The sequence below is a fragment of the Enterobacteriaceae bacterium Kacie_13 genome (assembly GCA_013457415.1).
GTDB lineage: Bacteria > Pseudomonadota > Gammaproteobacteria > Enterobacterales > Enterobacteriaceae > Rahnella.
The window spans coordinates 338,046-352,293 of record CP045665.1 but is presented as its reverse complement, the minus strand read 5'-3'; the positions used below and the strand labels follow the sequence as shown (position 1 = coordinate 352,293).

The following is a 14,248-nucleotide window of genomic DNA, read 5'->3' as shown; positions in this document are numbered from 1 at the left end:
ATCTGATCGGGCATTTTATCTCATTGCTTTAGCGCCACACTGACACCGGCCAACCATTTTTCTGAGCATATTCCAGCAAAATGGCATCTGGATTCACTGCGCATGGCTGACCTACTTTGGTCAGTAAAGGCAGATCGTTATGGGAATCCGAATAAAAACTGGCTTGTTGCAGCAGAGTTTCGTCGTGATGGATGAGATCCAGCAACCTCGATACTTTGCCTTCGCGATAGGTCATCGTCCCCTGCGTGGCCCCGGTAAAGCGGCCATCCTGAATCTCTACCCCGATCGCCAGCGTTTCATCAACACCGAGGAAACGTGCGATCGGCTGCACCAGATGCTCGCCGGAGGCAGAAATAATCACCGTCCGGTCGCCTTGTTCGCGATGAATGGCCAGACACTCACGCGCCTGCACATAAATGCGCGGTGCAATCACATCTTCTATGTAGCGCGCGACCATCGCGGCGACGTCACGTTCATTACGACCGGTCAGCGGCGCCAGTGTACATCGCATGTACTCGCGCATATCCATCTGACCGACGGCATATTGCTGCATCAGCGCAGCGTCCTGTTGGAGAAAAGCCTGTTCATCGGCCACCCAACCCTGCGCCACCATATAGGCGGACCACAAGCTGGAACAGTCACCGCTAATCAGGGTTTCATCGAGATCAAACAGCGCCAGTTTCATGCAACTTCCCGTAAAGTAACAAGATCTAACTGTAGACCAATATCGCTGCCATCGGCGCGAAGAGAAGCCACAGAACGGTTCAGGACATCCACAGACAGCTCCACGCCGTGCGCTAACACGCGATAACGCACCACGTTGCCGAGCAGGCTATGGCTGAGAATTTTGGCCGGAATGCCTTCAATCACATCGCACACAGTGACCGACTCCGGCCGGATGGCGACGCGGCCAGTGTAGGTGATGCCGGTCAGCGCCATCGCCTGTTCGGCACTCAGCAGGTTGTAACTGCCGATAAATCCGGCGGCAAAAGCATCCACAGGTTCAGTATATAAAGTTTCAGCATCAGCATTTTGCACGATTTGCCCTTTGTTCATAAGCACGATGCGATCGGACATCGTCAGTGCCTCTTCCTGATCGTGCGTGACAAAAATAGCGGTCAGGTTCATTTCGCGCTGAATACGGCGGATTTGTTCGCGCAGATGTTTGCGGATACGGGCATCGAGCGCAGACAGGGGTTCATCGAGCAACAACAGGCGCGGCTGCGTCACCAGCGAACGGGCGAGCGCCACGCGCTGACACTGTCCGCCGGACAGCTGATGCGGATAACGTTTGGCATAATCGTTCATTTCCACCAGTTCCAGCACTTCACCGACGCGGCGAAGCACGTCGCCGGCGGGCAATTTCTGCATTTTCAGGCCGAACGATACATTGGCTTCCACCGTCATATTGGGAAACAGCGCGTAGCTCTGAAAGACCATGCCAATCCCGCGTTGTTGCGGAGGCAGCGGAACGATATCCTGCCCCTGCAGAATGATTTTTCCGCTGTTGACGGACGTCAGCCCAGCCAGACAGCGCAGCAGCGTGGACTTGCCGCAGCCGCTCGGACCCAGCAGCGTGACGAATTCGCCCTCTTTAGCAGAGAAATCAATATTGTTGAAAATCTGCGTCGGGCCATACGATTTGTTGAGTTGAGTGACCTGCAAATAAGACATATCAGCTCTTTCCTTTGTTCAGCATGTTAGCCACCCAGGTGAAAATCAGGACGACCATAAAATAGGAGATGACCAGCGCGCTGGTGAAATGGCCACTGCCGTTGCGCATGTTGTAGAGATAGACCTGAACCGTTTCATAGCGGCTGCCCGCCAGCAGATTGGCGAACACAAACTCTCCGATCAGGAAGGAGAAAGAGAGTAAAACGGCGATCATTCCGCCTTTGCGCAGATTAGGCAGTACCACCAGCAGCGCGGCTTTCCAGGTGCTGGCACCCAGCAGATGTGCAGCATCCATCAGGTCACGCAGGTTAATGGCCTGCATGTTGTTGGAGATCGCGCGGTAAATAAACGGCAGCGCGATGGTGAAGTAACAACCAATCAGGATCCACGGCGTGCCGGTCAGCGAGAATGGTTCGCCGGAATACAGCTGCATAAGACCGACCGATGACACCACCGGCGGTACCGCAAACGGCAACAGGATGAGAATATTCATGAGCGCATCGAGCTTCGGGAAATAGTAAGCAATCACAAACATAAGTGGCAGTATCAACACCAGCGACAAAAAAAGTGTGCCGAAACAGACCACCAGCGAATGCCATAGCGCGATAAGAAATCTCGGATCGCTCCATAACGCCACCAGCCATTTGAGTGTAAAACCACTCGGTAAAATCGTTGCTCCCCATTCCAGCACCAGCGCATAAACCAGCGTCGCCAGCAGCGGCAACATCAATATAATCAGTAAAATCCAGATCACTATACGATGGTAAATTGCTTCAGATCGCGACATCTCACATTCCTCTTTTGCTGCAATCACTGACGTTGGCTGAGATAGCTTTTACGCAATAACCACTGATGTATCAGCGTGATAAAGGCCATCAGCACCACCAGTAACATCGCCAGTGCGCTGCCCATATTTGGATCAAGGGAAATATCACCTGAGACCAGCGCGGCAATCCGTACCGGCACCACGTTGAAGTTGCCGGTGGTCAGGGCATACACCGTGGCATACGCACCCAGCGCATTGGCGAGCAAAATCACGAACGTCCCCATCAGCGCGGGGAACAGCACCGGCATACCGATATAGCGCCAGTAGCTCCAGCGCCCGGCGCCGAGCAACGCGGCAGACTCGCGCCAGTCTTCGCGCAGCGCGTCGAAAGCCGGATACATCAGCAAGACACCGAGGGGGATCTGGAAGTAGGTATAAAGCACGATCAGCCCGCTTTTGGAATACAGGTTGAAGTTTTCCATCAGCCCGTATTTTTGCAGCAGTAAAGTCAGACAACCGTTGAGACCGAGCAAAATGACAAACGCGAAGGCCAGCGGCACGCCGGCAAAGTTGCTGGTCATGTTGGTAAACGACATCACAAAATCATGAAGCTTTGTCGGGCCTAGCTGGCGAAGTGAGTAACTGCCCACTAATGCGATCAGCAAGCCATAGAAACTTGACCAGATTGAGATATCCAGCGAGAAACGCATTGCTTGCAAATAGAACGGCGAGGTTAGGATATCGGTGTAATTTCCCAGCCCCCAGGCTTCATAGGTTTCGCTGTAGAAGCTGCTGACCGCAATCCATGCCAGCGGCGCGAGCTGGAAGGCAATGAAAAACACCAGAAACGGCAGCATAAATAGCGCTGCAATCCACTTAGCTTTCATCGGGTATCCTCTAAAAGTGACGGGATTCAGGCCAGTAATGCCGCGCAGTGTGGCTTATCGTGGGCGATATTGAGGATCTGGCAGACGGTGCCACACAGCTCGGTTTGCAGCGGCGCAGCGTCTCCTAAGGTGAACGCGCTGCCGAAAACAAATAATGGCACCTGACGCTCTTCCGGCAAAATGCCCCCGTGACTGCGATCGTCGTTCATACCATGATCGGCGGTGACAATTACCTGATAGCCAGCTTCCAGCCAGTCACCTAAGAAGCGTGACAGAATGCCGTCCGCCGTCCGCGCTTTGTTGCGGTACTGCGGCGTTGAGAGGCCAAACTTGTGGCCCGCATCGTCAATATTCATCGGATGAATCAGCAGGAAATCAGGGTCATGCCGTCGGCGCAGGCTTTCTGCATCGTCAAAAAGATGCGAATCAGGGTAAGTGTCATCGTAATAAAAATGGCCGTGCTGGATAGCCAGCATTTCATCGCTGGTATGGCGGTCACGGGGCGGGTCGAACGGCGTACGGTTATACAATTCGCTGACCCAGTGATAGGCCGCAGCCGCTGTCGTCAGACCGGCGTCACGGGCATAGTGAAAAATACTGCGCTGCGTAGACAACCGGTCAACCTGATTATTCACAATGCCGCTCATCACCGGCGTGATACCGGTAAGGATGCACTCATACAGTGGCCGTGACAGCGAAGGTAATGCACATTCCAGTTGATACAAGCGGCCACGTCCTTCGGCACACTGAGCTTGTAAATATCCCATTGCGTCGCGGGCGACCTGATAATTCAGGCCGTCCAGTACTACCAGAATGCTTTTCATGACACTTTTGCCTTTCTTACAGGTGTTGAAATCCCCGCCCTCTTCCGCGCACGTTGAATGAGTTTGGGGATAGTTTTACTTTTGATTCAGGTAATTACTGCTGCATATTGATCATGACGTTTTCCTGCCACAGACGAGGCAACGTTTTGGCGCTCTTGTCCCAGGCAGCCGGATCAGCAATCGGATGGGCATTTTTGTATTCGCTGGATGGCAGCAGTTTGGCTTTCACGTCGTCAGGCAAGGTGATGTGATCGGCACGGATTGGACGGGCATAGCCCTGCGCCAGATTGATCTGACCTGCATCGGAGAAGATATATTCGCGCGCCAGTTTGGCGGCGTTCGGGTGTTTGGCGAATTTGTTGATGATGGTGGTGTAACCGGAGGTAATTGAACCATCGGACGGGATCACGACGTCAAAACGGGTTTTATCAATTTTGTCGCGATAGCTAAGGCCGTTGAAGTCCCACACCACACCCACCTGCACCTCACCTTTTTCCAGAGATGCGATCACCGGGTTACTCAGGCTCAGACGCCCTGCTTTCGCCAGCTTGCCGAAGTATTCCAGACCCGGTTTCAGGTTAGTTTCGTTACCGCCCATGGCGTATGTAGCTGCGAGCACGCCGTTGGCGGCCTGCGCTGCGGTACTCACATCACCAATGGTGACTTTGTATTTGCCCTTCAGCAGTTCAGCCCAGCTGTGTGGTTCGTCCTTCACCTGAGACTTGTCGATAATGAACGCAATAGTTCCGGTGTAAGCGAGTGCCCACATACCATCTTTATCTTTCGCCCAGTCAGGCACCTGATCCCACGTCGTTGGCTTATAAGGCTGAGTGACGCCCTTCTGTACGGCGACCGGCCCGAACGCGGCACCCACGTCACCGATATCGGCACTGGCGTTATCTTTTTCAGCGAGGAACTTGGCAATTTCCTGCGCCGAACTCATATCAGTATCGCTGTGTTTGAGACCGTATTTGGTGCTCAGATCACTCCAGGTTCCTTTCCAGTTGGCCCAGTCATCAGGCATACCGACACTATTTACCGTTCCTTCAGCTTGCGCCGCTTTCAGAAGTTCTGCGGGAGGCTCAGCGGCAAAAGCCGTTGAGGTGGACAATACGAGCGCGCTGGTTAACACAGAAGCGAACAACTGTTTCATAACGGAAGCTCCAGATGGTAGGGTGTGAGGTGCTGGTCTAGTCCAGCAATAACCAAGCCAATCTAACGATCAATTGTGATAATTATATGTCAGCCTGAAAAAGCAGCAGTTTTAAGCTTCCAGCTGTTAACGTGCGCACATTATTTACACAAAAAAAGGTCGGATTGGTGCATAACCGCACTGAAATGAGGCTTGCTGACCGATGAGAGATCCGCAGACTACCCTGACCCTGATCTGTAAGGCGTTGAGTGAAAGTATCGCGACGGGGACATTTTCGGCCGAAGGAAGGCTGCCATCTGAGCGCGCACTGAGCGAACATTTCTCCACCACCCGCATCACGTTGCGTGAAGCATTAAGCCAGCTGGAAGCACAGGGGCTGATTTACCGCGAGGTCCGGCGTGGCTGGTTTATCTCACCTCCACGCATTATTTATAACCCGCTGCAACGTAGCCATTTTCATGCGATGGCGAGAGACCAGGGGCGTCGTGCGCAAACTGAAGTGATCGATGCCAGACAATGCATCGCCAGCACGGCCGTGTGCCATAAGCTGCAGTTGCCGCCGGACAGCGAAGTGATATGTATCCGGCGGTTGCGTTATATTGATGGACGCCCGGTTTTGTACGTCGAACATTATCTCAATGCGCTGTATTTTCAGGGCATTCTCGACGCAGATCTCACCTCTTCGCTGACCGACCTGTATGCCTCACGTTATGACATTCACTACGGGCGGGTTCGTTTCGATATGGTGCCAACGCTGTTGACCGACGAGGCCTCGCGCGCGCTGAGGGTCGCCTCCGGCAGCCCGGCGTTATTTATTACTCGCACCAACCGCGATCAGCATGACCGGGTTATCGACTGCGATCTCGAATACTGGCGCTATGACGCGTTGCATATAGATGTGGAAGTGAACTGAGTGGGAAAAGTTGGGCTAAGAACTTCGTGCCGGCACCGGTGAATAGGATTTTTTAGGTTTATCAGTCATCTGAAATGCCCGTGGATTCACGGGCATTTTTACTATTAGTCGGCGTCGTAGCCCAAATTTGGCGCCAGCCAGCGCTCGACTTCAGCGATCGGCATATTTTTACGGGTCGCATAATCTTCCACCTGATCACGCTGAATCTGTGCCACCGCGAAGTATTTGCTATCAGGATGACTGAAGTACCAGCCCGATACCGCCGCGCCCGGCCACATCGCGAAAGATTCGGTCAGTTGCATACCGGTGTTGGTTTCCACATCCAGTAATTTCCAGATCTGGCCCTTTTCCGTATGTTCAGGACAAGCCGGATAGCCCGGTGCAGGGCGGATCCCCTGATAGTTTTCGCGGATCAACTCTTCGTTACTCAGATTCTCATTGGCCGCAAAGCCCCAGTACACTTTCCGCACTTTCTCGTGCAGGTATTCCGCAAAGGCTTCGGCCAGACGGTCTGCCAGCGCCTTGATCATGATTTTGTTGTAGTCGTCATGCTGTTTGTCATACGCCTCGGCCAGCGCGTCTTCCTCCAGCCCGCCGGTGACCGCAAACGCGCCCATATAATCTTTCTTGCCACTGGATTTCGGGGCAACAAAGTCGGCCAAACAGTAATTGGCGAAATCAGTTTTTTCCGTCTGCTGACGCAGATGATGGCTGACTACCAGCACGTCCTGTCGGCGTTCATCGCTATAAATCTCAATATCGTCGCCTTTGCGGTTTGCCGGGAATAAACCGACGACGCCGCGTGGATTCAGGAGTTTCTCAACCGAGAGTTTATCCAGTAAATCGTTGGCATCTTTAAACAGGCGGGTGGCCTCTTCACCGACCACTTCATCTTCAAGAATGCGGGGATATTTACCGGCCAGAGACCAGGTCATGAAGAACGGCGTCCAGTCGATGTAATTACGCAGCGTTTCAATACTGGCTTCCACTTTCTGCACACCCAGACGGTGCGCAGCCGGCGGCGTATAGCTATCCCAGTCGATAGTCGTGCCATTATCACGCGCCACTTCCAGACTGACCGGTGGGGTACGCGGCTTTTTACGGCCATGCTGAATACGCACGGTGTCGTACTCCTTGCGCGTGCGCTCAACAAAAGGACCGCGCTGCTCATCCGACAACAGCGCAGACACCACACCAACCGAGCGTGAGGCGTTTTGCACGTACACCGTCGGGCCGCTGTAGTTTTGCTCGATTTTCACCGCGGTGTGCGCTTTAGAGGTCGTCGCTCCGCCAATCAACAGAGGCATGGTAAAACCGCGGCGCTCCATCTCTTTTGCTACGTTCACCATTTCATCAAGAGAAGGTGTAATCAGCCCGGAAAGACCAATAATATCGACCTTTTCTTCGATCGCAGTTTTCAGAATTTTATCGGTGGCGACCATCACGCCGAGATCGATTATCTCGTAGTTGTTACACTGGAGCACCACGCCAACGATGTTTTTGCCGATGTCATGCACATCACCTTTCACCGTGGCCAGCAAGATTTTGCCGTTGGTTTTGCCTTTCTCTTTGCTGGCTTCAATGTATGGCTCGAGGTAAGCCACCGCCTGCTTCATCACACGCGCAGATTTCACCACCTGAGGCAGGAACATCTTACCGGCACCAAACAGGTCACCGACCACGTTCATGCCGTCCATCAGCGGCCCTTCGATCACTTCAATTGGCCGAGCGGCCTGCTGACGACACTCTTCGGTATCCAGTTCGATAAACTCAGTAATGCCTTTAATCAGGGAATATTCGAGACGCTTTTTGACGTCCCAGCCGCGCCATTCGGCCTGTTGCTTGTTGGCTTCGCCATCGTCTTTATTGCCGCGATATTTTTCCGCCAGATCAAGCAACCGCTCAGTGCCGTCATCGCGACGATTTAAAATCACGTCTTCCACGGCATCACGCAGTTCAGCCGGTAAATCATCATAAATTGCTAACTGACCGGCGTTGACGATCCCCATGTCCATACCGTTCTGGATAGCGTGGTAGAGGAATACAGCGTGAATAGCTTCGCGGACGTGGTCATTGCCACGAAACGAGAAAGAAACGTTGGAAACACCACCGGAAATTAAAGCGTGCGGCAGCTGCGCTTTGATGTCAGCACAGGCTTCGATGAAGTCCACTGCGTAATTGTTGTGTTCTTCAATACCAGTTGCGACGGCAAAAATATTCGGGTCGAAAATAATGTCTTCCGGCGGGAAGCCCACTTTTTCGGTCAGTAATTTATACGCGCGGCGACAAATTTCAATTTTACGAGAGCGGGTATCCGCCTGGCCGGTTTCATCAAATGCCATGACCACCACGGCAGCACCGTAGCGGCGAACGATACGTGCATGATGCAGGAAAGCTTCCTCGCCTTCTTTCATTGAAATCGAGTTAACAATGCCTTTGCCCTGAATGCACTTTAGCCCCTGCTCGATAACGTTCCACTTGGAGGAGTCAATCATGATAGGTACACGGGCGATATCCGGTTCACCCGCAATCAGGTTGAGGAAACGCACCATCGCAGCTTCGGCGTCCAGCATTCCCTCATCCATATTGATATCAATGATTTGCGCTCCGCTTTCTACCTGCTGGCGGGCTACGGCCAGCGCTTCGGCGTATTTCTCCTCTTTTATCAGGCGTTTAAAACGCGCCGAACCGGTGACGTTGGTGCGCTCACCGACATTCACGAACAGCGTTTTTGGATCGATAGTCAGCGGTTCAAGCCCGGCCAGACGACAGGCCACCGGAATGTTCGGTATGACGCGTGGCGGCACACCCTCAACGGCTTTGACCATCGCCGCAATGTGCGCGGGCGTTGTACCGCAGCAGCCGCCGACGATGTTCAGGAAGCCCGAGCGTGCCCATTCACCAATGTGTTCTGCCATTTCTTTGGCTTCAAGATCGTACTCGCCGAAAGCATTCGGCAGCCCGGCGTTTGGGTGCGCCGTGACATAGCATTCCGCGATACGGGACAATTCGGCCACGTATTCACGTAATTCGTCCGGCCCCAGTGCGCAATTAAGGCCGAAGGTGAGCGGTTTGACGTGACGCAGGGAGTTGTAAAAGGCTTCGGTCGTCTGGCCTGACAAGGTTCGGCCAGAGGCATCGGTGATCGTTCCGGAGACCATAACTGGTAGCACAATGCCCAATGCTTCAAATTCAGTTTCTACCGCAAACGTGGCGGCTTTGGCATTGAGCGTATCAAACACGGTTTCGATCATGATTAGATCAGCGCCACCGTTGATCAGCGCGCGGGTGGATTCGCGATAAGCTTCCACCAGTTGATCGAAAGAGACGTTACGGAATGCCGGATCATTCACATCCGGGGAGATCGAGGCGGTACGGTTCGTCGGTCCTAATACCCCGGCGACGTAACGTGGTTTCTCCGGTGTGCGGGCGGTCCATTCATCAGCGCAGATACGCGCCAGTCGGGCGGCTTCATAGTTAATTTCAGCCGACAGCGACTCCATGTGGTAGTCAGCCATCGCGATAGTGGTCGAGTTGAACGTGTTGGTTTCAAGGATATCTGCGCCAGCGGCCAGGTAGCCGTTGTGAATTTCAACGATCACTTCCGGTTTGCTGAGCACCAGAAGATCATTATTACCTTTAAGATCGCTTTCCCAGTCGGCAAAACGCTCGCCGCGGTAATCCTCTTCTTCCAAACGGTAGCTTTGGATCATAGTGCCCATGCCGCCGTCCAGAACCATTATGCGCTGTGCCAGCTGTTTATGTAGCGCTTCTACTCGATTAGTCACTTTCACCTCATCACCCATCACGCACGCCCCGGCAAATTATTCATTCATGCGCCGGAAATTATGGTCAATATCCTAGCATACCTTCCCGAATCAAAAGGCCGTGCCGACGTGAGACTTTTTCAATTCGGGAAGACATCCCGCAAATGCAATGCAACACATCGGATGAGCGTAAAGGCAGGTTGCGATCCATACTGTAAAAACGAAAACTAATTCCAAAAATGATTTTTCTTCGCCAATTTTTGGCGCATCTTACAAGGAACAGGCTTATGGCAACGTCCGCATCGACCCCGGCCAAACGCGCTAAAAAACCCAAAGCCGCAGCCGCAACAGGCAGCGCCGCCACCGGACAGGTTCAGTCCCTCACCCGTGGCCTTAAATTGCTGGAATACATTGCCCAGGCACAGGGCAGCGTAGCGCTCACCGATCTGGCTCAGCAGGCCGGTTTACCCAATTCCACCACGCATCGTTTGCTGACCACCATGCAGCAGCAGGGATTTGTGCGTCAGGTTGGTGATTTAGGTCTGTGGACCATTGGCTCGCATGCGTTTGTGGTGGGCAGCAGCTTCCTGCAAAGCCGTAACTTGCTGGCGATGGTGCACCCGATGCTCCGCCGCCTGATGGAAGAATCCGGCGAGACCGTGAATCTGGCGGTTCTGGATCACAGTGACTATCAGGCGATCATCATTGATCAGGTTCAATGTAATGCGCTGATGCGAATGTCTGCGCCAATCGGCGGGAAGCTGCCCATGCACGCCTCGGGCGCAGGGAAAGCGTTTTTATCCACGCTGCCGGAAGAACGATTGGTGAAACTGCTGCATAAAATCGGGTTGCATAGCTATACGCCGCTGACCAAAACCTCGCCGGTGAATCTGAAGCAGGAACTGACGGAAACGCGCAAGCGCGGGTATGCCTTTGATGACGAAGAGCACGCACTGGGACTGCGCTGTGTGGCAACCTGCATTTACGATGAGCATAACGATGCGTATGCGGCGATTTCGATCTCAGGGCCCGTCTCACGTATCACCGATGACCGCGTTACGGAACTGGGTGCACTGGTGATCCACGCGGCAAAAGAAATTACGCAGGCATATGGTGGCGGGAAACATTAGACAAATGAGATATCCGCCTGACAGGGCGAAATTTAACGGCGGCTGAAACGCTGGTATCGCCGGTAGGCAAACACATCTTCGACATGCCCGTCACGAATACGCTGCTGTAAGCCGCGCCAGTAATCAGCCCGAAACAATTCATCGTGGACGGCTTCAAAGATCCGCCGGATACGTTTATCGCTGCACAAAAAATGTCGAAATTCTTCAGGGAAGACATCGTTCTGCGCGATGCTGTACCACGGCTCACTGGCCAGTTCATCTTCCGGGTAACGCGGTGCGGGAATGTCACGGAAATTCACTTCGGTCATGTAGCAGATTTCATCATAGTCATAAAAAACCACACGCCCGTGGCGGGTTACACCAAAGTTCTTGAACAGCATATCGCCGGGAAAAATATTGGCGGCTGCCAGTTGTTTTATCGCGTTGCCGTATTCTTCAATCACGTCATGCAGTTGCTCATCGCTGGCCTGTTCCAGATAAAGATTCAGCGGCGTCATGCGTCGTTCGATGTATAAGTGCCGAAGCGCAATGCGGTCTCCCAGATCCTCCATTTTTGCCGGAACTTCACGCTGTAATTCCGCCATCAATCCCGGGCTGATGTTTTTCTTTGGCAAAATAAAGTGCTCAAATTCCTGTGTATCTGCCATGCGTCCTACGCGGTCGTGCTCTTTGACCAGTTGGTAGCACGCCATAACCTGTGTTTCAGTCACTTCCTTTTGTGGCGCGAAACGATCTTTTATCACCTTAAAAACCCGGTCGCTGCCCGGCAGGGTAAATACCAGCATCACCATGCCTTTTACGCCCGGCGCAACAATGAAAGATTCGTCGGTCTGCACCATAAAACGTAAATGCTCACGATAACACTCCGTTTTTGCGTGCTTCTGGCAGCCGATAGCGCTATAAAGCTCGGCGGTAGTTTTGGCCGGTAAAACCTCACGCAGCCATTCCACCAGCGCACCAGGCTGAGGGGCATACACCATGAAATAAGAACGGGCAAAGCCGAAGACAATACTGGCGTCGTTGCCGTCAGTCAGGCAGGTATCGACGAATAACGCTTTTCGCTGGTTGAGATGTACGGGCAGTAATAGCGGAAAAACCTGCTGACCGACTCTGATTTTACCGATGATCCACGCCGCTTTATTGCGGTAAAAAATCTCCGTTGCCGTCTCTATTATCGCGTCAGACAGTTCCGCTGCAGAAAAACGTTGTTGCAACGCGGTGGTTATGTAATCGACATCACGTGGCGTGTTTTCCCAGGGTAAGCGCATTGGGAGATCGCCAAGCACCCTTTCAAGCGTGGTCGTCAGATTTCCCTGAACTGGGTAATTGCGCGCTAACGGACGCGGGCAATGTCGCGGCGAATGAGCGGGCTGCTCACTGAAAATATAGAGTTTATCTGCGGTCAGATCGCGGTGTTTGAAAATCCGGCAATAGACTGAATTAAAGAAGCTTTCAGCAATTTCTGCCCGAGGATAGTCTGGGAGCAGTTCTGAATAACAATTTTTGACCCGAATCAGAAAAGCCGCATCATAAAAATGAGGACCAGTGATGCATTTAAGCTGGGCGACCACCAGCCCGACGTGGTGATCGTAAAGATGGATCCGCTGCTTCATCGCCGCCTGTACCGCAGGCCAGTCTGCCTGTTCAAAACGCTGCTGAGCACCGGCGGTGACCTCCAGAAAACGGCCATACTGCGCATCAAACCCTTGTAAAATCGTCTGAGCAATCAACAGCTCTATGCGCATCGTCTGGCTCCTGAAGGAGAAATGCCCGACTCTTGCCGGGCAGAGGAAAGATCAGTGAGACGTCGGCGAGAATTGCTGTTCTTCCGTCGAACCGGTTAAAGCAGTAACAGAGGAGCGTCCGCCCTGAATGATGTTAGTAACCTTATCGAAATAGCCGGTGCCTACTTCCTGCTGATGAGAAGCAAAGGTATAACCGCGACCGATGGCTGCAAATTCAGGTTCCTGCACTTTTTCAACATAATGTTTCATACCCTCGCCCTGCGCGTAAGCATGGGCCAGATCGAACATGTTGAACCACATACTGTGGATACCCGCCAGCGTGATGAACTGATACTGATAGCCCATCGCGGCGAGCTGATCCTGGAAGCTGGCGATGGTCTTATCATCCAGATTTTTCTTCCAGTTAAACGATGGGGAGCAGTTGTACGCCAGCAGTTTGCCGGGGTATTTGGCGTGGATGGCGTCAGCAAATCGCTGGGCGAGTGCCAGATCCGGCGTCGAGGTTTCGCACCAGACAATATCAGCATAAGGGGCATAAGCCAGCCCGCGGCTGATGGCCTGTTCGATTCCGGCATTCGTGCGGTAAAAACCTTCGTGCGTCCTTTCGCCAGTAATAAACTGGCTGTCATACGGGTCACAATCGGATGTCAGTAAGTCCGCCGCATCGGCATCGGTTCGTGCGACCAGTAACGTCGGAACGCCGAGCACATCTGCTGCAAGACGCGCGGAAATCAGTTTTTGCACCGCCTCCTGAGTTGGCACCAGCACCTTGCCGCCCATGTGTCCGCATTTTTTCACCGCTGCGAGCTGGTCTTCGAAATGCACCGCCGCGGCGCCCGCCTCAATCATGGATTTCATCAACTCAAATGCATTCAATACACCGCCAAACCCGGCTTCGGCATCCGCGACAATTGGCAGGAAGTAATCTGTGTAACCCGGCTGCCCCGGTTCAATGTTATTCGACCACTGAATTTGATCGGCGCGGCGGAAGGTATTGTTAATGCGTGCTACGACTTCCGGGACGGAATTCACCGGATACAATGACTGATCGGGGTACATGCTGGATGCAGTATTGGCATCCGCAGCGACCTGCCAGCCGGAGAGATAAATGGCTTCGATACCGGCTTTCGCCTGCTGCAATGCCTGACCGCCTGTCAGCGCGCCGAGACAGTTCACGTACCCTTTGCGTGATGAGCCGTGCAATAACCGCCACAAACGGGCCGCTCCATGCTGTGCCAGTGTGCACTCCGGGTTAACGGAGCCGCGCAGACTGATCACTTCAGCGGCGGTATACGGACGGGTAATGCCTTTCCAGCGTGGCTGGCTCCAGGTTTCTTCAATCTGCTGAATTTGCTGAGTACGTGTTGTTTTCATGGCAAATGCTCCGGT

Annotated in this window: 11 protein-coding genes; 2 read left to right on the top strand and 9 right to left on the bottom strand. The window is 53.2% G+C overall.

The features are described 5' to 3' along the window. Positions 1–28 precede the first annotated feature (28 nt). The 6 genes from GE278_01600 to GE278_01575 all read right to left on the bottom strand — a co-directional run bounded on the left by GE278_01600 (position 29) and on the right by GE278_01575 (position 5,304). Entirely contained in the window at positions 29–685 is a 657-nt protein-coding gene (locus GE278_01600) for an HAD-IB family hydrolase (protein ID QLK59548.1), read from the bottom strand. After that, on the bottom strand, positions 682–1,674 hold the full coding sequence (locus GE278_01595; GenBank protein ID QLK59547.1) for an ATP-binding cassette domain-containing protein: 993 nt from the start codon (positions 1,672–1,674) through the stop codon (positions 682–684). Before GE278_01595 ends, GE278_01600 begins: the two co-directional genes overlap by 4 nt. A 1-nt stretch (position 1,675) precedes the next feature. Further along, positions 1,676–2,461, bottom strand: coding sequence for an ABC transporter permease subunit (locus GE278_01590; GenBank protein QLK59546.1), 786 nt, complete (start codon positions 2,459–2,461; stop codon positions 1,676–1,678). Positions 2,462–2,484: 23 nt separating this feature from the next. Then, positions 2,485–3,327, bottom strand: a complete 843-nt coding sequence (locus GE278_01585; protein ID QLK59545.1) for an ABC transporter permease subunit — start codon at positions 3,325–3,327, stop codon at positions 2,485–2,487. 26 nt (positions 3,328–3,353) lie between these two features. Then, positions 3,354–4,151, bottom strand: a complete 798-nt coding sequence (locus GE278_01580; protein ID QLK59544.1) for an alkaline phosphatase family protein — start codon at positions 4,149–4,151, stop codon at positions 3,354–3,356. Positions 4,152–4,245: 94 nt separating this feature from the next. Beyond that, a complete protein-coding gene (locus GE278_01575; protein ID QLK59543.1) occupies positions 4,246–5,304 on the bottom strand; it encodes an extracellular solute-binding protein in 1,059 nt (352 codons plus the stop codon). Between the two features lie 202 nt (positions 5,305–5,506). Here GE278_01575 and GE278_01570 point away from each other — a divergent pair, with 202 nt between their 5' ends. After that, on the top strand, positions 5,507–6,217 hold the full coding sequence (locus GE278_01570; GenBank protein ID QLK59542.1) for a UTRA domain-containing protein: 711 nt from the start codon (positions 5,507–5,509) through the stop codon (positions 6,215–6,217). Between the two features lie 104 nt (positions 6,218–6,321). On the opposite strand, the gene metH is transcribed toward GE278_01570, so the two are convergent. Further along, complete coding sequence (gene metH, locus GE278_01565) at positions 6,322–10,023, bottom strand: methionine synthase (protein QLK63158.1); 3,702 nt, start codon at positions 10,021–10,023, stop codon at positions 6,322–6,324. Between the two features lie 248 nt (positions 10,024–10,271). Here metH and iclR point away from each other — a divergent pair, with 248 nt between their 5' ends. Beyond that, entirely contained in the window at positions 10,272–11,114 is an 843-nt protein-coding gene (gene iclR, locus GE278_01560) for a glyoxylate bypass operon transcriptional repressor IclR (GenBank protein ID QLK59541.1), read from the top strand. A 32-nt stretch (positions 11,115–11,146) separates the two neighbouring features. Here iclR and aceK read toward each other — a convergent pair whose 3' ends face one another. Together aceK and aceA are read right to left on the bottom strand one after the other, a co-directional pair. Beyond that, a complete protein-coding gene (gene aceK / locus GE278_01555; protein QLK59540.1) occupies positions 11,147–12,859 on the bottom strand; it encodes a bifunctional isocitrate dehydrogenase kinase/phosphatase in 1,713 nt (570 codons plus the stop codon). A 51-nt stretch (positions 12,860–12,910) separates the two neighbouring features. Next, positions 12,911–14,233, bottom strand: a complete 1,323-nt coding sequence (gene aceA / locus GE278_01550) for an isocitrate lyase (protein ID QLK59539.1) — start codon at positions 14,231–14,233, stop codon at positions 12,911–12,913. Between the last annotated feature and the right edge of the window lie 15 nt (positions 14,234–14,248).

Bases quoted from the DNA above. Each gene is read 5' to 3' on its own strand.
- GE278_01600 (QLK59548.1), bottom strand. From the start codon at position 685: ATGAAACTGGCGCTGTTTGATCTCGATGAAACCCTGATTAGCGGTGAC.
- GE278_01595 (QLK59547.1), bottom strand. From the start codon at position 1,674: ATGTCTTATTTGCAGGTCACTCAACTCAACAAATCGTATGGCCCGACG.
- GE278_01590 (QLK59546.1), bottom strand. From the start codon at position 2,461: ATGTCGCGATCTGAAGCAATTTACCATCGTATAGTGATCTGGATTTTA.
- GE278_01585 (QLK59545.1), bottom strand. From the start codon at position 3,327: ATGAAAGCTAAGTGGATTGCAGCGCTATTTATGCTGCCGTTTCTGGTG.
- GE278_01580 (QLK59544.1), bottom strand. From the start codon at position 4,151: ATGAAAAGCATTCTGGTAGTACTGGACGGCCTGAATTATCAGGTCGCC.
- GE278_01575 (QLK59543.1), bottom strand. From the start codon at position 5,304: ATGAAACAGTTGTTCGCTTCTGTGTTAACCAGCGCGCTCGTATTGTCC.
- GE278_01570 (QLK59542.1), top strand. From the start codon at position 5,507: ATGAGAGATCCGCAGACTACCCTGACCCTGATCTGTAAGGCGTTGAGT.
- metH (QLK63158.1), bottom strand. From the start codon at position 10,023: ATGGGTGATGAGGTGAAAGTGACTAATCGAGTAGAAGCGCTACATAAA.
- iclR (QLK59541.1), top strand. From the start codon at position 10,272: ATGGCAACGTCCGCATCGACCCCGGCCAAACGCGCTAAAAAACCCAAA.
- aceK (QLK59540.1), bottom strand. From the start codon at position 12,859: ATGCGCATAGAGCTGTTGATTGCTCAGACGATTTTACAAGGGTTTGAT.
- aceA (QLK59539.1), bottom strand. From the start codon at position 14,233: ATGAAAACAACACGTACTCAGCAAATTCAGCAGATTGAAGAAACCTGG.